The organism is Citrobacter sp. NCU1, assembly GCF_010231475.1.
Classification (GTDB): Bacteria; Pseudomonadota; Gammaproteobacteria; order Enterobacterales; family Enterobacteriaceae; genus Citrobacter_D.
The window spans coordinates 18,005-39,587 of sequence record NZ_NRDO01000032.1 but is presented as its reverse complement, the minus strand read 5'-3'; the positions used below and the strand labels follow the sequence as shown (position 1 = coordinate 39,587).

The following is a 21,583-nucleotide window of genomic DNA, read 5'->3' as shown; positions in this document are numbered from 1 at the left end:
CGCCGGAAGATAAAGATTGAGAGGATTTGAATGACCAAAGAAATGCAAAATTTAGCTTTAGCCCCTGTTGGTAACCTGGAGTCTTACATCCGGGCTGCGAACGCGTGGCCGATGTTGTCGGCTGACGAGGAGCGGGCATTGGCTGAAAAGCTGCATTACCAGGGCGATCTGGAAGCAGCTAAGACGCTGATTCTGTCTCACCTGCGCTTTGTTGTTCATGTTGCTCGTAACTATGCGGGCTATGGCCTGCCGCAGGCGGATCTGATTCAGGAAGGTAACATCGGCCTGATGAAAGCCGTGCGCCGTTTTAACCCAGAAGTGGGTGTGCGCCTGGTCTCCTTCGCCGTGCACTGGATCAAAGCTGAGATCCACGAATACGTTTTGCGTAACTGGCGTATCGTCAAAGTGGCGACCACCAAAGCGCAGCGTAAGCTGTTCTTCAACCTGCGTAAAACCAAGCAGCGTCTGGGCTGGTTTAACCAGGATGAAGTCGAAATGGTGGCGCGTGAGCTGGGTGTTTCCAGCAAAGACGTCCGCGAAATGGAATCCCGTATGGCGGCTCAGGACATGACGTTTGATATGTCTTCGGATGATGAGTCCGACAGCCAGCCGATGGCGCCTGTGCTCTATCTGCAGGACAAATCGTCTAACTTTGCCGACGGCATTGAAGACGACAACTGGGAAGAGCAGGCGGCAAACCGTCTGATCGACGCCATGCAGGGGCTGGACGAACGTAGCCAGGACATCATTCGTGCGCGTTGGCTGGATGAAGACAATAAGTCTACGTTGCAGGAACTGGCCGATCGCTACGGCGTTTCCGCAGAACGTGTGCGCCAGCTTGAAAAGAATGCCATGAAAAAACTTCGCGCCGCTATCGAAGCGTAATCCCGCGAAGTTCCCGATAAACCCTCGAATGCAAATTCGGGGGTTTTGTTTTTTTAACGCCTGATCTGGCGAATTTTCATCTCCTGGCAAACACTTACCGATGGGTTGTGCGCTTCTTAGGGGATGGAAATGAAAAATAACGAACTGAATGAACGGCGTTTACAGGCGACGCCGCGTGGGATCGGCGTGATGTGCGATTTTTATGCCGACAGAGCAGAAAACGCCACGTTGTGGGACGTGGAAGGTCATGAGGTGATTGATTTTGCCGCCGGTATTGCCGTGCTTAATACCGGTCATCGACACCCAAAAATTATCGCTGCCATTGAGAAACAGCTTCAGTCATTCACTCATACGGCTTATCAAATCGTTCCTTATGAAAGCTATGTCCGGCTTGCGGAGCGCATCAACGAACGTGTCCCCATCGACGGTCCGGTCAAAACCGCCTTTTTCTCTACCGGAGCGGAAGCGGTAGAAAACGCAGTGAAGATCGCCCGTGCGTACACCAAAAGGCCTGGGATTATCGCCTTCGGCGGCGCTTTTCACGGGCGTACCTTTATGACCATGGCGCTGACCGGAAAAGTCGCTCCCTACAAAATCGGCTTCGGACCGTTTCCCGGATCGGTGTATCACGCCCAGTATCCTAATGCGTTGCACGGGGTCAGCACGGCAGACGCCCTACATAGTCTTGAGCGAATTTTCAAAGCGGATATCGCGCCGGATCAGGTGGCGGCGGTAATCCTTGAACCTGTGCAGGGTGAAGGCGGCTTTAACGTCGCACCGGCTGAATTTATGCACGCGCTGCGCGCGCTGTGCGATACCCACGGTATTCTCCTGATTGCTGATGAGGTGCAGACGGGTTTTGCCCGTACGGGCAAACTGTTTGCGATGGAGCATTACAACGTACAACCCGATCTCATCACGATGGCGAAAAGTCTGGCTGGCGGGATGCCGCTGTCAGCGCTTGCCGGACGCGCCGCTATTATGGATGCACCAGCTCCCGGAGGACTCGGTGGCACCTACGCCGGGAATCCGCTGGCTGTTGCCGCCGCACATGCCGTACTGGATGTGATTGATGAAGAGAAGCTGTGCGCGCGCGCCGCTACGTTAGGTCAGTATCTGGTTGAGACGCTCAACACGGCCAAACTGAATTGTCCGCATATTGCGGATATTCGTGCGCAGGGCTCGATGGTGGCGGTGGAGTTTAACGATCCCTCTTCCGGGCAGCCGTCCCCTGAATTTACTCGTCAGGTGCAGAGTAAAGCGCTGGCGCAAGGACTCCTGCTGCTCTCCTGTGGCGTATACGGTAATGTGATCCGCTTCCTCTACCCGCTGACTATCCCCGACGCGCAATTTCGTAAAGCGCTGGAGATTATTACGCACTCGCTGACACGATAAACCTGCGCCGCCCAATGTGGCGGCCACTTTTTTGTCATCGACTTGTTATCTGACTGTCAAATTAGCTATTCCAAAATCTTAAAAATCGGGTATGTTTTAGCAGAGTGTGCTGAAAAAGCGCGAACTGCACACCTATAATTGAAATAAAGCGCTAAACAACAACATCACAACACACGTAATAACCACAATAATGGGGATTCTCAGGATGAATATGAAGGGTAAAGCGTTATTGGCAGGATGTATCGCCCTGTCTTTGAGCAATATGGCATTTGCTAAGGATATTAAAGTCGCGGTCGTCGGCGCAATGTCGGGTCCGGTAGCGCAGTATGGCGATCAGGAGTTTACGGGAGCGGAACAGGCGGTTGCCGATATCAACGCGAAAGGCGGTATTAAAGGCGACAAACTGGTCGTCGTGAAATATGACGATGCCTGTGACCCGAAACAAGCGGTCGCGGTCGCCAACAAAGTGGTTAACGACGGCATTAAGTACGTTATTGGTCACCTGTGCTCTTCATCCACCCAGCCCGCGTCTGACATCTATGAAGACGAAGGCATTCTGATGATCACGCCAGCGGCAACCGCGCCGGAACTGACCGCACGTGGCTATAAATTGCTTCTGCGTACCACCGGTCTGGATTCTGACCAGGGACCTACGGCGGCGAAATACATTCTGAATAGCGTGAAACCGAAGCGTATCGCAGTCATTCACGATAAACAGCAATACGGTGAAGGTCTGACGCGCGCCGTTCAGGACGACCTGAAAAAAGGTAACGCCAACGTCGTGTTCTTTGACGGTATCACGGCTGGCGAGAAAGATTTCTCCACGCTGGTGGCGCGTCTGAAGAAAGAGAACATCGATTTCGTCTACTATGGCGGCTACCACCCGGAGATGGGACAGATCCTGCGTCAGGCGCGTGCGGCGGGTCTGAAAACGCAGTTTATGGGACCAGAAGGGGTGGCGAACGTCTCCCTGTCTAACATTGCTGGTGAATCTGCGGAAGGTATGCTGGTCACGAAACCGAAGAACTACGATCAGGTTCCGGCGAACAAACCGATTGTGGATGCCATCAAGGCGAAGAAACAGGATCCAAGCGGCGCGTTTGTATGGACCACCTATGCCGCGCTGCAATCTCTGCAGGCTGGTCTGAATCAATCTGAAGATCCGGCAGAGATCGCCAACTACCTGAAAGCGAACACCGTAGAAACCGTGATGGGGCCGCTCTCCTGGGATGAAAAAGGCGACCTGAAGGGCTTCGAATTCGGTGTCTTTGATTGGCACGCCAACGGTACGGCGACTGACGCGAAATAATTTTCCTGGTGCCTTTCGCGCTGCAGGTGCGTTGGCTACGTTATTCAACCCCGGTCACTTACTTATGTAAGCTCCCGGGGATTTCATAACTTGCCGCCTTCCTGCAACACGAAATTCCTGGAAAATTGCGAGGTGGTTTTTTTATCTTTTCTCCCAACATGTAGGCCGGGTAAGGCGTAGCCGCCACCCGGCTTTCTTTTACCGCTTTTCCCAGCCATTCTCCTGGGCCGTAAATCCCAGCGCCTGCATAAACGCCATCATCACGTCCCGGTCCTCAACGCCGACATCCGCCATCCACCAGGAGACGACGCCCGGATTATCGCGCAGCACTTCTTCGATTAAGTATTTCCCCACGCCGCGGCGTCGTGTGACGTCTCGTATACGCAATGAATCCAGTGCGCCTTGCGTTGTCCCGAGCGTGACCCGCACTGCTCCCAGAAGACGCTCATTAAAGCGCGCGGCGTAGATCCGGTGCGTCTCATCAAGCGTTAAGGAGGAGGCTGAATATTCCGGCCAAATTTTGCCCAGATCGATGCGATCCTGGGCGCTGAAGTTTTCTAAACGAATGATGGTCAGCTTCATCAACAGCATGTCCAAATCTCAAAAGATAGGGATAGTTTACCGAAATAATTTCCCCGGAGGCTTTCTCTTTTTTCTATCATTTGTTAGGTGATTAATTTTTTGACAGCGAAAAGTACAGTTTGAAACATTAGGGAATGAAAATTAGGCAGAATAATCCCCTGAAAGGTAGTGTTTTATTCCGCCCTTTGTGCCGTTATTTTATGCTGACAACCGCGCTTTTTTTTGTTTATCTATAGTGAAAAGCAGAATATTATCTTTTCTTAATAGACTGAAAAATAGAGATTTTAATCTGTATTTGCTTAAAAGACATCGCTAAACCATTAATGGGATTGATAAAAGTAGCGAAGTTCAAAAAAAGCACAGACTGCTTTTTGACCATATAAATACAACATATAAATCACATCACAAATGGGGATTCGCAAAAATGAAACGGAATGCGAAAACGGTCATCGCAGGGGTTATTGCATTAGCGATATCGCATGCAGCAATGGCTGAGGATATTAAAGTGGCGGTCGTCGGGGCGATGTCCGGACCGGTGGCGCAATGGGGAGACATGGAATTTAATGGCGCGCGTCAGGCCATTAAAGACATCAACGCCAAAGGCGGCATCAAAGGCGACACGCTGGTTGGCGTTGAGTATGACGATGCCTGCGATCCGAAACAGGCCGTGGCGGTGGCGAATAAGATCGTCAACGACGGCATTCAGTATGTTATTGGCCACCTGTGTTCTTCTTCCACTCAGCCTGCGTCTGACATCTATGAAGAAGAAGGCATTCTGATGATCACCCCAGGGGCGACGAACCCGGAGCTGACGCAGCGCGGCTATGAACACATCATGCGTACGGCGGGCCTGGATTCTTCTCAGGGACCGACTGCCGCCAACTATATTCTTGAAACCGTGAAGCCGCAGCGTATCGCCATTATTCACGATAAGCAGCAATACGGCGAAGGCCTGGCGCGTTCGGTGCAGGACGGCCTGAAAGCAGGTAACGCCAATGTTGTCTTCTTTGACGGGATCACGGCAGGCGAGAAAGATTTCTCTGCGCTGATTGCGCGTCTGCAAAAAGACAACATCGACTTCGTCTATTACGGCGGCTACTACCCGGAAATGGGCCAGATGCTGCGCCAGGCGCGTGCTGTCGGCCTGAAAACACAATTTATGGGACCGGAAGGCGTGGGCAATGCGTCATTGTCTAACATCGCGGGCGAGGCGGGCGAAGGCATGCTGGTGACGATGCCAAAACGCTATGACCAGGATCCGGCAAACAATGCGATCGTCGCGGCACTCAAAGCCGAGAAGAAAGATCCTACGGGTCCGTACGTGTGGATCACCTACGCGGCGGTTCAGTCTCTGGCGACGGCCCTGGAGCGTAGCGGCAGCAAAGCGCCGCTGGATTTGGTGAAAGATCTGAAAGCACACGGGGCTGATACCGTGATTGGGCCGCTGAAATGGGATGAAAAAGGCGATCTAAAGGGATTTGAATTTGGTGTCTTCCAGTGGCACGCCGACGGGTCTTCCTCGGTAGCCAAATAATCATCCCACCGCCCGGCGCTACCGGGCGGACTGAGAAAGGTAGTCTTATGTCCGAGCAGTTTCTCTATTTTCTGCAGCAGATGTTTAACGGCGTCACGCTGGGAAGCACCTACGCGCTGATCGCTATCGGTTACACGATGGTGTACGGCATTATCGGCATGATCAACTTCGCCCACGGCGAGGTGTACATGATCGGCAGCTATGTCTCTTTTATGATCATTGCCGCGCTAATGATGATGGGCATTGATACCAGTTGGCTGCTGGTAGCCGCCGGGTTTGTTGGCGCCATTGTGATCGCCAGCGCCTATGGCTGGAGTATCGAGCGGGTGGCCTACCGGCCCGTGCGCAGCTCCAAGCGCCTGATTGCGCTGATCTCCGCCATCGGGATGTCTATCTTCCTGCAAAACTATGTCAGCCTGACCGAAGGGTCGCGCGACGTGGCGCTACCCAGCCTGTTTAACGGCCAGTGGGTGGTGGGCAGCAGCGAGAACTTCTCTGCCAGTATCACCACCATGCAACTGGTTATCTGGATTGTCACCTTCCTGGCGATGCTGGCGCTGACGCTGTTCATTCGCTACTCCCGTATGGGACGCGCCTGTCGCGCCTGTGCAGAAGACCTGAAAATGGCGAGTCTGCTGGGGATCAATACCGATCGCGTGATTGCGCTGACCTTTGTGATCGGCGCGGCGATGGCGGCGGTCGCGGGTGTACTGCTCGGACAATTTTACGGCGTCATCAACCCATACATCGGCTTTATGGCCGGGATGAAAGCCTTCACCGCAGCCGTGTTGGGCGGTATTGGTAGCATTCCAGGTGCCATGATCGGTGGTCTGATTCTGGGCGTCGCCGAAGCGCTCTCTTCGGCGTATCTGAGTACGGAATATAAAGATGTGGTGTCCTTCGCGCTGCTGATTGGCGTGCTGCTGGTGATGCCTACCGGTATTCTGGGTCGTCCGGAGGTAGAGAAAGTATGAAACCGATGCATTTTGCGATGGCGCTGCTCTCTGCCGCGATGTTCTTCGTGCTGGCGAGCGTTTTTATGGGCGTCCAGTTAGAGCTGGATGGCACTAAGCTGGTGGTTGATATTGCAAGCGATATCCGCTGGCAATGGGTGTTTATCGGCACGGCGGTGGTCTTTTTCTTCCAGATGCTGCGCCCGACATTCCAGAAGAGCCTGAAAAGCGTCTCCGGGCCAAAATTTATTCTGCCGGCGATTGACGGTTCAACGGTCAAACAGAAGCTGTTCCTTGTGGCATTACTGGTTATCGCCGTGGCGTGGCCGTTTATGGTGTCGCGCGGGACGGTGGATATCGCCACCCTGACCATGATTTATATCATCCTCGGTCTCGGGCTGAACGTTGTGGTGGGGCTTTCCGGTCTGTTGGTGCTGGGTTATGGCGGCTTTTATGCCATCGGCGCTTACACTTTCGCGCTGCTGAACCACTATTATGGCCTCGGCTTCTGGACCTGTCTGCCGCTGGCGGGGCTGGTTTCTGCGGCGGCGGGATTCCTGCTCGGTTTCCCGGTGCTACGTCTGCGTGGCGACTATTTGGCGATTGTCACCCTGGGTTTTGGTGAAATCGTCCGTATTCTGCTGCTCAACAACACTGAAGTGACCGGTGGCCCGAACGGCATTAGCCAGATCCCGAAACCGACGTTATTTGGTCTGGAGTTCAGTCGCACCGCCCGTGAAGGCGGCTGGGATACCTTCAGTCACTTTTTCGGCGTGAAGTATGACCCGTCTGATCGCGTAATTTTCCTCTATCTGGTGGCACTGCTGCTGGTGGTCTTCTCGCTGTTTGTCATTAACCGTCTGCTGCGTATGCCGCTGGGTCGCGCGTGGGAAGCGCTGCGTGAAGATGAGATTGCCTGCCGCTCGCTGGGCTTAAACCCAACGCGCATCAAGCTGACCGCCTTTACTATCAGCGCCGCGTTTGCGGGTTTTGCCGGAACGCTGTTCGCCGCGCGCCAGGGCTTTGTCAGTCCAGAGTCGTTCACGTTTGCCGAATCGGCGTTTGTGCTGGCGATAGTGGTTCTGGGCGGCATGGGGTCGCAGTTTGCGGTGATTCTGGCGGCTATTTTGCTGGTGGTTTCACGCGAGCTGATGCGTGACTTCAACGAATACAGCATGTTGATGCTGGGCGGCTTGATGGTACTGATGATGATCTGGCGTCCGCAGGGCTTGCTGCCGATGACCCGTCCACAGTTGAAACTGAAAAACGGGCAACCGAAAGGAGAGCAGGCATGAGTCAGCCATTATTATCTGTTAACGGTCTGATGATGCGCTTCGGCGGTTTGCTGGCGGTGAATAACGTCAACCTGGAGCTGCACCCACAGGAAATCGTTTCCCTGATTGGTCCGAACGGTGCGGGTAAAACCACGGTCTTTAACTGTCTGACCGGTTTTTATAAACCCACGGGCGGCACGATCACGCTACGTGACCAGCATCTGGAAGGGTTGCCGGGGCAGCAAATTGCTCGTATGGGCGTGGTGCGTACCTTCCAGCATGTGCGTCTGTTCCGTGAAATGACGGTGATCGAAAATCTGCTGGTGGCACAACACCAGCAACTGAAAACCGGCGTCTTTTCGGGGTTGTTCAAAACGCCGGCCTTCCGGCGGGCGCAAAGCGAAGCGCTGGACCGCGCGGCGAGCTGGCTGGAGCGAATTGGTTTGCTGGAGCACGCGAACCGCCAGGCCAGTAACCTGGCGTATGGCGATCAGCGTCGTCTGGAGATCGCTCGCTGCATGGTGACGCAACCGGAAATCCTGATGCTTGATGAACCGGCGGCGGGTCTGAACCCGAAAGAAACCAAAGAGCTGGACGAGTTGATTGCTGAACTGCGTAACCATCACAACACCACGATTTTGTTGATTGAACATGATATGAAGCTGGTGATGGGCATCTCTGATCGCATTTATGTGGTGAATCAGGGAACGCCGCTGGCGCACGGCACGCCGGAGCAAATTCGTAACAACCCGGACGTGATCCGCGCATACCTTGGTGAGGCATAAGATGGAAAAAGTCATGTTGTCTTTTGACAAAGTCAGCGCCCACTACGGCAAAATTCAGGCGTTGCACGCGGTGAGCCTGCACATTAATCAGGGTGAAATTGTCACCCTGATTGGCGCAAACGGCGCAGGGAAAACCACGTTGCTGGGGACTCTGTGCGGCGATCCGCGTGCGACCAGCGGGCGGGTGGTGTTTGACGGCAAAGATATTACCGACTGGCAAACGGCGAAAATCATGCGTGAAGCGGTAGCGATTGTCCCGGAAGGGCGTCGTGTCTTCTCACGCATGACCGTAGAAGAGAACCTGGCGATGGGGGGCTTTTTTGCCGAACGCGACCAGTTCCAGCAGCGAATCAAATGGGTGTACGAACTGTTCCCCCGTTTGCATGAGCGTCGCATTCAGCGTGCGGGTACGATGTCCGGCGGTGAACAGCAGATGCTGGCGATTGGTCGTGCGCTGATGAGTAACCCGCGCCTGCTACTGCTGGACGAACCGTCGCTGGGGCTTGCGCCGATCATCATTCAGCAAATCTTCGACACCATTGAACAATTGCGCGAGCAGGGGATGACCATCTTCCTCGTTGAGCAGAACGCCAACCAGGCGCTGAAACTAGCCGATCGCGGTTATGTGCTCGAAAACGGTCATGTGGTGCTGGAAGATACCGGTGACGCGCTGCTGGCAAATGAAGCGGTAAGAAGCGCTTATCTGGGCGGGTAAACTCTCTCCTTAAAAAAGGAGCCACTTCGGCTCCTTTTTTTATGGGGGAATCAAAATCTGAATTTACAGCCCGGTTATTGCTATTGATTAATTTCGACGGTTATAAGTAGCACTGAAATATGCATATTTACATGAATTATTCATCTGGGAATTAATTCAGGGAGAAATACGGTGCCGTTGTTATTAATGCTGTCTATTGCTGCGCAATTATTTTGCGCTTTTCATGTTGTCCGTTCTGGTCACGATCGTTACTGGATTTTTATTATCCTTGTGTTCCCTGCTATGGGATGCCTCATCTACCTTCTGTTTGTGGTGCTACCGGGTATGGGGTCCAGTTATCATGGAAGATCATTGATGCTGCGAATCATGGATAAAATAAGTCCGGAGCGGCATCTCAGAAAAATGACCGAAGAGTTGGCTATTGCCGAGACCAATCAGAATCATTATTTGTTGGCGAATGAATTAGCACGCTTAGGACGTTATCATCAGGCGATTCCCCATTATCAACAAGCATTGAGCGGGATTTTTGCGCATGAAGCCCCGATGATGCTGAGCCTGGCGAAGGCTGAGTTCGCGACGCAGGATTTTGCTGGTTGCCAAAAAACGCTGGAAGACCTGATCCACTTCAACCCCGATTTTCAGTCTTCAGAAGGGCATCTGCTTTATGCAAGAGCGTTAGCGGCTCAGGAAAACTATGCGGTTGCTGAGCCTGAGTTCGAAGAACTGATCAGATACTACCCTGGTCCACAGGCACGGGTTCATTATGCGGAAATGCTGGTGAAGTCGAATAGACTGCATGACGCCAATGCGCAATATGTGGCCATCATCGACGCCGCAAAACATGCGAGACCGCAATATCGTAAATATCACCGGGAGTGGATAAAAATAGCGAATGAAAAACTGAAACAAGGTCTTGTCCAGTAAATGACAGTGCTGTTCCCTGTACTTCATTCCGAATGGTAATACTGAACTCCCCAAAGAAACACCGGCAGCAAAGATGGATGCCAGGTTTGCTGTCGGTATAAAAATCCAGGGTGAAAAGAGCGCGACGTTGAGTGCTTAATAAAACTGGGTTTCATCGAAAGTGAAGTCATGAATTTGTTTTCTTATCTTATATACGTGCCCCACCTCCCATTTTCCTGTCACCGTGCCTTCATCGTCTTGCCATCCTTCTGACGCCTTACTATCTTTTTTTTGTAATGAAAACGTTATTTTTTTGTAATTTGAGCCTGTCATGTTACTTCCGCGAACATAAAACGCGTGAAATCGCGCATTCGAAACAACAAGAGAGATAATCAATGAAACCGTTACGACATACAGCCTTAGGACTGGCGCTCAGCCTGGCATTGGCTGGCCAGGCACTGGCAGTGACCTCTATTCCATTCTGGCATTCAATGGAAGGGGAGTTAGGTAAAGAAGTTGATTCTCTGGCGCAACGTTTCAATGCCGCCAACCCGGATTACAAAGTGGTTCCCGTCTACAAGGGTAACTACGAGCAGAACCTGAGTGCTGGTATTGCGGCATTCCGTACCGGTAACGCCCCGGCGATTTTGCAGGTTTATGAAGTCGGCACCGCCACCATGATGGCGTCGAAGGCGATTAAACCGGTCTATGAAGTGTTTAAGGATGCGGGCATCAGCTTTGATGAATCGCAGTTTGTGCCGACGGTTTCCGGTTACTACACCGACGGTAAAAGCGGCCATCTCCTTTCACAGCCGTTCAACAGTTCGACCCCGGTGCTCTACTACAACAAAGATGCCTTCAAAAAAGCGGGCTTAGATCCGGAGCAGCCGCCGAAAACCTGGCAGGATCTAGCGGCGTATACTGAGAAGTTGAAAGCGGCTGGCATGAAGTGTGGATACGCCAGCGGCTGGCAGGGCTGGATCCAACTGGAAAACTTCAGCGCCTGGAACGGCCTGCCATTTGCGACTAAAAACAATGGCTTTGACGGCGCGGATGCGGTGCTGGAGTTCAACAAGCCGGAGCAGGTGAAACATATTGCGCTGCTACAGGAGATGAACAAGAAGGGCGATTTCAGCTACGTGGGCCGCAAAGATGAGTCCACCGAGAAGTTCTACAACGGGGATTGCGCCATTACGACGGCCTCCTCCGGATCGCTTGCCAACATCCGTCAATATGCCAAATTCAATTACGGTGTCGGCATGATGCCGTACGACGCTGATGTGAAAGGCGCGCCGCAGAACGCCATTATTGGCGGGGCGAGCCTGTGGGTGATGCAGGGTAAAGACAAAGCGACCTATGACGGTGTGGCGAAATTCCTCAACTTCCTGGCGCAGCCGGAAAATGCGGCGGAGTGGCATCAGAAGACCGGTTATCTGCCGATCACCACCGCAGCGTATGACCTGACCCGCGAACAGGGATACTACGACAAGAACCCCGGCTCAGATATTGCAACGCGCCAGATGCTCAACAAACCGCCGTTGCCGTACACCAAAGGGCTGCGTCTGGGCAATATGCCGCAAATCCGCACTATTGTGGATGAAGAGCTGGAAAGCGTGTGGACCGGCAAGAAAACCCCTCAACAGGCACTGGACTCCGCCGTTGAGCGCGGTAATCAGCTGCTGCGTCGTTTTGAACAATCGACTAAATCGTAATGTGAAATGCCGGGTGGCGGCTTCGCCTTACCCGGCCTGGAAATGCGCGTAGGCCGGATAAGCGTAGCGCCATCCGGCGTTGTTCAGGAATCAAACCTCAATGTCCTCATCCCGTCCGGTGTTCCGCTCGCGTTGGTTGCCCTATTTGCTGGTTGCTCCGCAGTTGGTTATCACCCTTATTTTCTTTATCTGGCCTGCGGGCGAAGCGCTGTGGTATTCCCTGCAAAGCGTTGATCCGTTTGGTTTCTCCAGCCGATTCGTTGGGCTGGAGAACTTCGTCGCGCTGTTTCATGATAGCTATTACCTCGACGCTTTCTGGACGACGATTAAATTCAGCACCCTGGTTACCGTCAGCGGCCTGCTGGTCTCGCTGTTCTTTGCCGCGCTGGTGGAGTACATCGTGCGCGGTAGCCGAATCTATCAAACGCTGATGTTGCTACCCTACGCCGTTGCGCCTGCGGTGGCCGCCGTGCTGTGGATCTTCCTGTTTAACCCCGGTCGCGGACTGATCACCCATTTTCTCGCCGAGTTTGGTTATGACTGGAACCATGCGCAATACAGTGGCCAGGCGATGTTCCTCGTGGTGTTCGCCTCTGTCTGGAAGCAGATTAGTTACAACTTCCTCTTTTTCTATGCCGCGCTGCAATCTATTCCCCGTTCGCTGATTGAAGCGGCGGCCATCGATGGCGCTGGCCCGATTCGCCGTTTCTTTAAGCTCGCCCTGCCGCTGATTGCGCCGGTGAGTTTCTTCCTGTTGGTGGTCAATTTGGTGTACGCCTTCTTCGACACCTTCCCGGTGATCGACGCGGCCACCGCCGGAGGACCGGTGCAGGCGACGACGACGCTTATCTATAAGATCTACCGTGAAGGTTTTACCGGGCTGGATCTCTCCGCTTCCGCAGCGCAGTCGGTGGTGCTGATGTTCCTCGTCATTGTGCTGACGGTGGTGCAGTTCCGCTATGTCGAAAGTAAGGTGCGCTACCAATGATTGAGAACCGTCCGTGGCTGACAATATTCAGCCATACCATGTTGATTCTGGGGATTGCCGTCATTCTCTTCCCGCTGTACGTCGCTTTTGTGGCGGCGACGCTGGATGATCAGGCGGTGTTTGCCGCGCCGATGACGCTGATCCCCGGCACGCATCTGCTGGAAAATATGCACACCATTTGGATCAACGGCGTCGGCGTTAACAGTGCGCCGTTCTGGCGGATGATGCTCAACAGCTTTGTAATGGCGTTTAGCATCACGGTGGGCAAAATCACGGTCTCGATGCTCTCGGCGTTCGCCATCGTCTGGTTTCGCTTTCCGCTGCGTAACCTCTTCTTCTGGATGATCTTTATCACCCTGATGCTGCCGGTTGAAGTCCGTATCTTCCCGACGGTGGAAGTGATCGCCAACCTGAAGATGCTCGACAGCTATGCCGGTTTGACGCTGCCGCTGATGGCCTCCGCCACCGCAACCTTTCTGTTCCGCCAGTTCTTTATGACGTTGCCGGATGAATTGGTGGAGGCGGCGCGTATTGACGGTGCCTCACCGATGCGCTTCTTTCGCGACATTGTCTTCCCGCTGTCGAAAACTAACCTCGCGGCACTGTTTGTGATCACCTTTATTTACGGCTGGAACCAGTATTTGTGGCCGTTGCTGATTATCACCGATGTTGATCTTGGCACCGCCGTAGCGGGCATTAAAGGGATGATCGCCACCGGTGAAGGCACAACCCAGTGGAACCATGTAATGGCAGCGATGTTGTTAACGCTTATCCCACCAGTGGTGGTTGTTTTAGTGATGCAGCGTGCTTTCGTACGCGGTTTAGTGGACAGTGAGAAATAAGATGGCGGGATTAACATTACAGGCAGTAACCAAAAGCTGGGATGGCAAAACCCAGGTCATTAAACCGCTGACGCTGGACGTGGCAGACGGTGAATTTATCGTGATGGTTGGCCCTTCCGGCTGCGGGAAATCGACGCTGTTGCGGATGGTCGCCGGACTGGAGCGGGCGACCAGCGGCGATATCTGGATCGACGGTCAGCGTGTCACCGAAATGGAGCCGAAAGATCGCGGTATTGCGATGGTGTTCCAGAACTACGCGCTCTACCCACACATGAGCGTGGAGGAGAACATGGCGTGGGGACTGAAGATCCGCGGAATGGACAAAGGTCAGATTGCTGAACGGGTTAAAGAGGCCGCCCGAATTCTGGAACTGGACGGTCTGCTTAAGCGTCGCCCGCGCGAGCTTTCCGGTGGCCAGCGCCAGCGTGTGGCGATGGGGCGCGCCATTGTTCGCGACCCGGCGGTGTTCTTGTTCGATGAGCCGCTCTCTAACCTCGATGCCAAACTGCGCGTGCAGATGCGTCTTGAACTGCAACAACTGCACCGCCGCCTGAAAACCACCTCGCTGTATGTTACCCATGACCAGGTGGAAGCGATGACCCTCGCCCAGCGGGTGATGGTGATGAATAACGGTGTCGCCGAGCAAATCGGTACGCCGGTGGAAGTTTACGAAAAGCCCGCCAGTCTGTTTGTGGCGAGTTTTATCGGCAGCCCGGCGATGAATCTGCTGGAGGGGCGGCTCAATGGAGAAGGGACTCACTTTGAACTGGAAGGCGGCCCCGCACTGCCGCTTAACGGTGGCTCCCGCCAACACGCCGGGCGTAAAATGACCCTCGGTATCCGTCCGGAACATATTGCGCTAAGCTCGCAGGTAGAAGGCGGCGTGCCGCTGGTGGTGGAGACACTGGAGATGCTGGGCGCGGATAACCTTGCGCACGGTCGCTGGGGCGAGCAGAAGCTGGTGGTACGCCTGGCGCATCAGGAGCGCCCAACCGCAGGCAGTTCGCTGTGGCTCCATCTGCCGGACAATCATTTGCATCTTTTTGATGGTGAAACAGGACAACGACTATGAGTAACTGGCCTTACCCTCATGTTGCAGCCCATCGTGGCGGCGGCAAACTGGCCCCGGAAAACACCCTGGCAGCCATTGATGTGGGGGCGCGTTATGGGCACACCATGATCGAATTTGACGTTAAGTTGTCGAAAGACGGCGAAATCTTCCTGCTGCATGACGACAATCTCGAGCGCACCAGCAACGGCTGGGGCGTGGCGGGTGAGTTAACCTGGCAGGATCTCTTGCGCGTGGATGCGGGCGGCTGGTTCAGCGGCGAATTCAAAGGCGAGCCGTTGCCGTTGCTCGCACAGGTGGCGGAGCGTTGTCGGAAATACGGCATGATGGTCAATATCGAAATCAAACCCACTACCGGCACCGGGCCATTGACGGGCAAAGTGGTGGCGCTGGCGGCGCGAGAGCTGTGGGCGGATATGACGCCGCCGCTACTCTCTTCTTTTGAGATTGATGCGCTGGAGGCCGCACAGCAGGCTGCGCCGGAACTGCCGCGTGGACTGTTGCTGGATGAGTGGCGTGATGACTGGCGTGAATTGACCACGCGGCTGGGGTGCGTCTCCATTCATCTTAACCATCATCTGCTGAATGAAGCGCGTGTCGAGAGCCTGCGTGAGGCGGGGCTGAAGATTCTGGTCTATACCGTCAACAAACCCCAGCGCGCTGCACAACTGCTGCGCTGGGGGGTGAACTGCATCTGTACCGATGCGATCGACGTTATTGGCCCGGACTTCACGGCTGCGAGTGATTAAGCATATCGCCATTCTGACGCGGCGGCAGCATATGCTGCTGACCGCTATCCTGACGTGTTCCGCTGTTCAGCATGCCGCCGTTGGTATTCGGTAACGGTTGTTCGCGTACCTGACCTTGCTGGACCCGTTGCGTATTATTGTTCATCTGCGTTTGCAGATGCTGCTGTTGCAGCTGAGTCTGGGTTTTCAACTGCTGGTTAAGCATCCCTTTCTGCTGGATTTGCTGCGACTGCATTTGCGTTTGCATGCGTTGCTGGCTGGGTATCTTATACCCTTGCTGGTTCGGGTTATTCATGGTGTTGATGGGCTGCGCAAAGACAGCAAACGGCAGTAGCGCCGCCAAAATAAAGAATCGTTTCATCGTCTTTCCTCCTCTGGGGGGATCTCTTAAGTTTACCTCTTTCTTACCCGTCACGATGGTTATTTCAGAGTTATGCACCAGGATTAGTGGGGGCTGACCCCGAACTTCTGGAGAATCATAATGATGAAACCGACGTTTTTTCGCCGGGTGGCGCTTGCTGCTCTGCTGTCAGGAAGCTGCTTTAGTGTTGTTGCTGCGCCGCCAGCGCCCTCTCCGGTGTCATACGGCATTGAAGAGGATGTATTCCATCCCGTGCGGGCAAAACAGGGGATGGTGGCCTCAGTGGATGCGATGGCCACCCAGGTGGGGGTCGATATTCTTAAGCAGGGCGGTAATGCCGTAGATGCCGCAGTGGCGGTGGGTTACGCGCTGGCAGTCACCCACCCGCAGGCCGGAAATTTAGGCGGTGGTGGATTTATGCTGCTGCGCACCAAAGACGGTAATACCACGGCGATCGATTTTCGTGAAATGGCGCCGGCTGGCGCCACGCGTGACATGTTCCTCGACGATCAGGGCAATCCCGACAGTAAAAAATCGCTAACCTTGCATCTGGCTTCCGGGACGCCGGGAACTGTCGCGGGCTTCTCGCTGGCGCTGGAGAAATACGGCACGATGCCGCTTAACAAAGTGGTGCGTCCGGCTATGAAACTGGCGGAAGAAGGATTCGTCGTTAACGATGCGCTGGCTGACGATCTGAAAACCTACGGCAGCGAAGTGCTCCCCAATCATGAAAACAGTAAAGCGATTTTCTGGAAAGACGGTGAGCCGCTGAAAAAGGGCGACAAACTGGTGCAAAAAGATCTGGCGAAAAGTCTGGCGCTGATTGCGGAAAACGGGCCGGATGCCTTTTATAAAGGGGCGATAGCAGACCAGATTGCACAAGAGATGCAGAAGAATGGCGGGTTGATGACCAAAGAGGATCTGGCGGCCTATAAAGCAGTGGAACGCACGCCGATCAGCGGCGACTATCGTGGCTATCAGGTCTTCTCCATGCCGCCACCGTCCTCCGGCGGTATTCATATCGTGCAGATCCTGAATATCCTTGAAAACTTCGATATGAAGAAATATGGGTTCGGCAGCGCGGACGCGATGCAGGTGATGGCGGAAGCTGAGAAACATGCCTATGCCGATCGCTCGGAATATCTCGGCGACCCGGATTTTGTGAAGGTGCCGTGGCAGGCATTGACGAATAAGGCATATGCCAAATCCATTGCTGATCAAATAGATATCAACAAAGCGAAACCGTCCAGCGAAATAAAACCGGGTAAACTTGCGCCCTACGAAAGTAACCAGACCACCCACTTCTCGGTGGTGGATAAAGACGGTAACGCCGTGGCGGTGACCTACACCCTGAACACCACGTTTGGCACCGGGATTGTGGCCGGAAACAGTGGGATTTTGCTCAATAACGAAATGGATGACTTTTCTGCCAAACCGGGTGTGCCAAACGTCTACGGTCTGGTGGGCGGCGATGCCAATGCGGTGGGGCCGAAGAAACGCCCACTGTCGTCTATGTCACCAACTATCGTGGTGAAAGAGGGCAAAACCTGGCTGGTGACCGGTAGCCCTGGCGGTAGCCGAATTATCACGACTGTGCTGCAAATGGTGGTCAACAGTGTCGATTTTGGGATGAACGTCGCTGAAGCAACCAACGCTCCGCGTTTCCATCATCAGTGGTTACCGGATGAGTTGCGCGTGGAGAAAGGGTTCAGCCCGGATACCCTCAAATTGCTGGAGCAAAAGGGGCAGAAAGTCGCGCTGAAAGAGGCGATGGGCAGCACGCAAAGCATTATGGTGGGGCCGGACGGCGCGCTGTATGGCGCATCTGACCCGCGTTCAGTCGATGATTTAACGGCAGGATACTAAGGTGAACGGCCCTCTTCGGTGGAAGAGGGCTTGCCGAGTAGTTTTTACTATAGTGAATCGTCCTGGTGATGTTGTTCCATTTCGATTAGCAACTTATGACCTTGGGTGGATACGCGGTAATAATCCATTCCTGAGGGTGTTCTTGCGACTATATCGACTAAACCCGCTTTGGATAGGTTATTTATGAGTCTGACTACGTTACCAACTCCATCCATTCTCCTGCTGGTCATTGCACGATCAAGATTATACCAGGTCCAATTTACGTCATCTCTGGAAGCTAATAGTTTCAAGATATTAAGTTCAGTTTCATTTACCATGATGGTGCGTCCGGGTGATAAAGGTCGTTACCAGTTATTCTATAATCTTCGAGTGTTGATGTATGCGTGTTATTCCACAGATCATAAGCCTCTTGGTTATCGCTTGGCCTGCCAGTTTCCCAACCTAAATTGCAATAACGTTGATACTCTCGGCATTCATGAGTGTAATAGTTTAAATCAACTTGCTCTGGTAACAAGTCACCGTTCGCTATCTTTTTTAAACGGCTAACCATAAATTTATTACCTGGATCTGGATCGAAGCGAGATATATGTTTTTCTACAATTGCAATTCCTTCATGGGTAATATTTACGCCTTCAGTTGTAAGATGTTCAACTGGGCCTCCTGCTTTATCTGGATCAAATGGCCTTGATGTATAAGTTCCTTTCGCCCCAAACTGTTCCAGTTCTTCTGGTTCAGGGAACCTCATTCTTCCCATTGTTAATCCAGCCGCTATTGAAGCGCCAGCAATGAGTAGACCTTTGTTATCCATAACTTGATCGTAACCCGCTGGAGCCTCCCCTCCCAGTTTCTCCGCCGTTTCCCTGAACCCGTCGATATTTCCGTTATAAACGCCGCCAGCGGCGAGCAGTCTGCCAGCCGCTTTGCTGTTTATCGTTTTGAAGCCGTTAGTTGAGGGCGTTTTGGGGCGGGGGATAAACAGGCGGTTGTAGTTCTCGGGCAACGCCAGGTAGCTGAACTCAGTGTTGGCAATAAGATGTTTGCAGAGAATATATTCATAGCTGATGGTTATTGTTTCTGTATCAAGATTGTTTTCGCTGAATCTCCGCTGAATGCCTGATAAGAATGCGCCACGAATTTGGATGTAATAATACTTCTCCCATCTGCCAAATTTATTGATTCGGGAAAAATAAAACTCCATATATAACTGCTCGTTATTGTTAATGGAATTACTCAGTAGCGGTGTGCTTTTATCAATCAGTTTACAGAAATGCAGTCCCTGCAGTTGAGGGCCTTCACCAGTACTGGTTATGCTATTAGAGAGCGAAAAAGTGAATATTTCATCTTCATGCCCAATTTGCCAACGGTTGCCGACAGAGGCAACAGTTCCACACCCGGCAGAAATAGCGCCCTGTTGCTCTCCTGAAACCGTCAGGTAGACGATATCACTCATGATATCCTTATCCTCTTATTACGTGCTGTCGTAAAATAACGGTGACTAATATTCTTTATCTTTTATTTGCGCTTTATGATGGTGTTCGTATAGAGGAAAAATAAAATGTTTCACTTTACGTGTATTTTCTTGAGTAAAATCTGATTATGAATAAGGCGCGGAGTAGGTATTTATATATTTAATAAGGGAGGGTTATTAATGGCGCGTTTGTGGGTATTGATTAACCCCTGTCAGTGGCCTGCAACGTGTTAAACACTTCAGGCCTTATCTGTAGGTTATGGGACATACTGTTGCAGTGATTCGGACCAACGAAATATGTGACTGCTTTTATCCTGCAGATTAACGCGCTCTAAATCATAAAACCCGTTGGTCTTTGCTGAGCGCAGTTTCAGGATGTATTTACTTTCGCTGATGTCGTGCTGTCGCGTGCCGTCTTGATTCCAGTCTCCGGCGATATCCTCATATTGATAAACAAGGTCGGAAAACACGTTGATTATCTTATTGCCTTTAATCATGTAGAGTTCCAGAATTTCATAAAATGCGCCACCGCCGGAATACGCATTTGAGTACCCGCCTCGAACCCCGAACGCGAGAGTATCTGGTGTTATCCGATAGGGTGCCAGATCCAGTTTTGTATAATACGCCAGCGGTCTGACTGTCTCATCATTGCTCTCTTTTTCGGCGTTTTTATTCCATGCAGAAAGTTGATCCAGCGGTTTTTCCGAACGTGCGATCGGCTGCAATTGTTGGTTCTGCCAGGAAAAAATGCCGAGATATAGTTTGTTGACGCGTCTGCTGTTGTTATTTTCCGGGCAATCGTTACCCGTGTATTGTTTTGCTTGTTTGGCATCCGCTGGATTATCGGCAAAACAGGCAATACCGATATATTTCCCGTCTTTACCCCAGGGTTTGGCACCGGTCAGGATCAGATTTTTGGGATCTTCATTTGGTGCAACCCAGGCAATCCACCGGTTCTTATCTAATCCCTGCGGAAGTTCGCCAAACCCTTTGGTTGGGGTCGCCCCCATCATTTGTTCGGCGAAGATCTGCTTGCCTTCCGGATGGTGAATTGCGTTGGGTACGGAATCCAGATTTTGTACGGTTGTGGCGTAGCTGGGGGAAATCATTGCCAGCAGAATCAGTGAAAAATATTTTTTCACGATGCATCCTTTCAATAAATAAAATAGGTCAATATGACTCGCCAAAAAATCATTTCACCCGCGCCATAAAATACGCGTCGATATACGCGCCATTGCGCAGGCCATATTTCTTACCGGTACCTTCAATCTCAAAACCGTATTTCTTGTAGACTGCGACAGCAGGCTCATTATCGACAAACACCGTTAATTCAATACGGTCGACGCGCAACCAGTTGTCGCACATGTCGATCATGGTACGGATCAGCGCGCTGGCGACGCCGCGATTTTGCCACTGCGCGCCGACGCAAATGCCAAAATCGGCAACATGGCTACGGCGTGGGCGCTGGGCGACCTCAATAGTGAGATGCCCCGCTACACAATCATCAATACAGGCAACCAGTTGCTTGATACCGGGTCGATCGGTTAGCCGATCCTGCCACATCTCTACGGAAGGATGAGGAACCTGTAGCGTGTTGTGATACACCTGTGGCTGGGCATGGATTTGACGGATAGCGTCGTAATCTTTCGGTTCTGCATGGCGTACCACAATGTCACTCATTCCTTCGTCCTCTGTGGGGTATATGTCCTTTTTAACATCATTGACTTTGAAATTTGAGTCAACCGTCTTTTTTTGCAAAAAGTATTGGACAAGTGCGAATGATAATGATTATTATTGCCATGCGTTCAGGGGAACCCATGCGGAAAACCTGAAAGCACGACATTGCTCACATTGCTTCCAGTATTATTTTAGCCAGCGTATCGCTGGCTTTTTTTTGTCTTGTTCCAGCCTGGCTTACTTGCTATTTCGTTCACGGGAAGTGCTCGTGCTCCTCACGTACATTAAGTACGCTCCGGGCCCTGCGCGCTTGCCGTGAACAAACTCGCTGCGCCGCCGACGGCTGGTGCGCGGGCATTTGTGAAAGTGGTGTGTGGGCATCTGTGTTTTGTAGGCTGGATAAGGCAACGCTGCCATCCGGCGCTGCACGGCTGTTGCTGGCGCTTATCCGGCCTACAACGTTCAATGTTTTGTCCGTTTCCGCTTTGCGCTATGGTGTACGCAATCACCTTCAAA

Annotated in this window: 21 protein-coding genes and 1 pseudogene; 15 read left to right on the top strand and 7 right to left on the bottom strand. The window is 52.6% G+C overall.

Features of this window, described 5'->3' with window-relative positions; all coding sequences use genetic code 11:
* Positions 1 to 30 precede the first annotated feature (30 nt).
* The 3 genes from rpoH (at position 31) to CJP72_RS09805 (ending at position 3,589) form a co-directional block, all read left to right on the top strand.
* A complete protein-coding gene (gene rpoH / locus CJP72_RS09815) occupies positions 31 to 885 on the top strand; it encodes an RNA polymerase sigma factor RpoH (RefSeq protein ID WP_162380680.1) in 855 nt (284 codons plus the stop codon).
* Between the two features lie 129 nt (positions 886 to 1,014).
* A complete protein-coding gene (locus CJP72_RS09810) occupies positions 1,015 to 2,280 on the top strand; it encodes a 4-aminobutyrate--2-oxoglutarate transaminase (protein WP_162380679.1) in 1,266 nt (421 codons plus the stop codon).
* 205 nt (positions 2,281 to 2,485) lie between these two features.
* The gene (locus tag CJP72_RS09805; protein WP_162380678.1) at positions 2,486 to 3,589 is read left to right on the top strand and encodes a branched-chain amino acid ABC transporter substrate-binding protein; all 1,104 of its coding nucleotides are present in this window, start codon (positions 2,486 to 2,488) and stop codon (positions 3,587 to 3,589) included.
* Positions 3,590 to 3,672: 83 nt separating this feature from the next.
* On the opposite strand, the pseudogene CJP72_RS26305 reads toward CJP72_RS09805, so the two are convergent.
* Both CJP72_RS26305 and panM read right to left on the bottom strand, forming a co-directional pair.
* Positions 3,673 to 3,807 (bottom strand): annotated as a pseudogene (locus tag CJP72_RS26305) (hypothetical protein).
* The gene (panM, locus tag CJP72_RS09800; protein ID WP_162380707.1) at positions 3,788 to 4,171 is read right to left on the bottom strand and encodes an aspartate 1-decarboxylase autocleavage activator PanM; all 384 of its coding nucleotides are present in this window, start codon (positions 4,169 to 4,171) and stop codon (positions 3,788 to 3,790) included. The pseudogene CJP72_RS26305 and the gene panM overlap by 20 nt, the downstream one beginning before the upstream one ends.
* A 424-nt stretch (positions 4,172 to 4,595) precedes the next feature.
* On the opposite strand from panM, the gene livK reads away from it, so the two are divergent.
* From livK to CJP72_RS09770, 6 genes are all read left to right on the top strand, one after another.
* A complete protein-coding gene (gene livK / locus CJP72_RS09795) occupies positions 4,596 to 5,705 on the top strand; it encodes a high-affinity branched-chain amino acid ABC transporter substrate-binding protein LivK (RefSeq protein ID WP_162380677.1) in 1,110 nt (369 codons plus the stop codon).
* A gap of 47 nt (positions 5,706 to 5,752) precedes the next feature.
* Positions 5,753 to 6,679 carry a high-affinity branched-chain amino acid ABC transporter permease LivH gene (livH, locus tag CJP72_RS09790; RefSeq protein ID WP_162380676.1) on the top strand — a complete coding sequence of 309 codons (927 nt, stop codon included), beginning with the start codon at positions 5,753 to 5,755 and terminating at the stop codon, positions 6,677 to 6,679.
* Entirely contained in the window at positions 6,676 to 7,953 is a 1,278-nt protein-coding gene (livM, locus tag CJP72_RS09785; RefSeq protein WP_162380675.1) for a branched chain amino acid ABC transporter permease LivM, read from the top strand. Before livH ends, livM begins: the two co-directional genes overlap by 4 nt.
* The gene (gene livG, locus CJP72_RS09780) at positions 7,950 to 8,717 is read left to right on the top strand and encodes a high-affinity branched-chain amino acid ABC transporter ATP-binding protein LivG (RefSeq protein ID WP_162380674.1); all 768 of its coding nucleotides are present in this window, start codon (positions 7,950 to 7,952) and stop codon (positions 8,715 to 8,717) included. Before livM ends, livG begins: the two co-directional genes overlap by 4 nt.
* Position 8,718: 1 nt before the next feature.
* A complete protein-coding gene (livF, locus tag CJP72_RS09775) occupies positions 8,719 to 9,432 on the top strand; it encodes a high-affinity branched-chain amino acid ABC transporter ATP-binding protein LivF (protein ID WP_162380673.1) in 714 nt (237 codons plus the stop codon).
* A 186-nt stretch (positions 9,433 to 9,618) separates the two neighbouring features.
* Complete coding sequence (locus tag CJP72_RS09770; protein WP_162380672.1) at positions 9,619 to 10,356, top strand: tetratricopeptide repeat protein; 738 nt, start codon at positions 9,619 to 9,621, stop codon at positions 10,354 to 10,356.
* A gap of 135 nt (positions 10,357 to 10,491) precedes the next feature.
* Here the strand turns inward: CJP72_RS09770 and CJP72_RS09765 are convergent, their stop codons facing one another.
* Positions 10,492 to 10,668: a hypothetical protein gene (locus CJP72_RS09765; RefSeq protein ID WP_162380671.1), complete on the bottom strand. Its 177-nt coding sequence runs from the start codon at positions 10,666 to 10,668 to the stop codon at positions 10,492 to 10,494.
* 62 nt (positions 10,669 to 10,730) lie between these two features.
* On the opposite strand from CJP72_RS09765, the gene ugpB reads away from it, so the two are divergent.
* The 5 genes from ugpB to ugpQ all read left to right on the top strand — a co-directional run bounded on the left by ugpB (position 10,731) and on the right by ugpQ (position 15,695).
* A complete protein-coding gene (gene ugpB, locus CJP72_RS09760; RefSeq protein ID WP_162380670.1) occupies positions 10,731 to 12,047 on the top strand; it encodes a sn-glycerol-3-phosphate ABC transporter substrate-binding protein UgpB in 1,317 nt (438 codons plus the stop codon).
* A 100-nt stretch (positions 12,048 to 12,147) separates the two neighbouring features.
* Positions 12,148 to 13,035, top strand: a complete 888-nt coding sequence (gene ugpA, locus CJP72_RS09755) for a sn-glycerol-3-phosphate ABC transporter permease UgpA (RefSeq protein ID WP_162380669.1) — start codon at positions 12,148 to 12,150, stop codon at positions 13,033 to 13,035.
* Complete coding sequence (ugpE, locus tag CJP72_RS09750; protein ID WP_162380668.1) at positions 13,032 to 13,877, top strand: sn-glycerol-3-phosphate ABC transporter permease UgpE; 846 nt, start codon at positions 13,032 to 13,034, stop codon at positions 13,875 to 13,877. The genes ugpA and ugpE overlap by 4 nt, the downstream gene beginning before the upstream one ends.
* A gap of 1 nt (position 13,878) precedes the next feature.
* Positions 13,879 to 14,949, top strand: a complete 1,071-nt coding sequence (locus CJP72_RS09745) for a sn-glycerol-3-phosphate import ATP-binding protein UgpC (RefSeq protein ID WP_162380667.1) — start codon at positions 13,879 to 13,881, stop codon at positions 14,947 to 14,949.
* The gene (gene ugpQ, locus CJP72_RS09740; RefSeq protein WP_162380666.1) at positions 14,946 to 15,695 is read left to right on the top strand and encodes a glycerophosphodiester phosphodiesterase; all 750 of its coding nucleotides are present in this window, start codon (positions 14,946 to 14,948) and stop codon (positions 15,693 to 15,695) included. The genes CJP72_RS09745 and ugpQ overlap by 4 nt, the downstream gene beginning before the upstream one ends.
* Here ugpQ and CJP72_RS09735 read toward each other — a convergent pair.
* Positions 15,676 to 16,056: a DUF2756 family protein gene (locus CJP72_RS09735; RefSeq protein WP_162380665.1), complete on the bottom strand. Its 381-nt coding sequence runs from the start codon at positions 16,054 to 16,056 to the stop codon at positions 15,676 to 15,678. The genes ugpQ and CJP72_RS09735 overlap by 20 nt on opposite strands.
* Positions 16,057 to 16,176: 120 nt before the next feature.
* Here CJP72_RS09735 and ggt point away from each other — a divergent pair, with 120 nt between their 5' ends.
* Complete coding sequence (ggt, locus tag CJP72_RS09730) at positions 16,177 to 17,922, top strand: gamma-glutamyltransferase (protein ID WP_162380664.1); 1,746 nt, start codon at positions 16,177 to 16,179, stop codon at positions 17,920 to 17,922.
* 310 nt (positions 17,923 to 18,232) lie between these two features.
* On the opposite strand, the gene tssD is transcribed toward ggt, so the two are convergent.
* The 3 genes from tssD to yhhY form a co-directional block, all read right to left on the bottom strand.
* Entirely contained in the window at positions 18,233 to 19,372 is a 1,140-nt protein-coding gene (tssD, locus tag CJP72_RS09725; protein WP_162380663.1) for a type VI secretion system tube protein TssD, read from the bottom strand.
* Positions 19,373 to 19,647: 275 nt separating this feature from the next.
* The gene (locus tag CJP72_RS09720) at positions 19,648 to 20,532 is read right to left on the bottom strand and encodes a hypothetical protein (protein ID WP_162380662.1); all 885 of its coding nucleotides are present in this window, start codon (positions 20,530 to 20,532) and stop codon (positions 19,648 to 19,650) included.
* A gap of 49 nt (positions 20,533 to 20,581) precedes the next feature.
* Positions 20,582 to 21,070, bottom strand: a complete 489-nt coding sequence (yhhY, locus tag CJP72_RS09715; protein ID WP_162380661.1) for an N-acetyltransferase — start codon at positions 21,068 to 21,070, stop codon at positions 20,582 to 20,584.
* Positions 21,071 to 21,583: the final 513 nt, after the last annotated feature.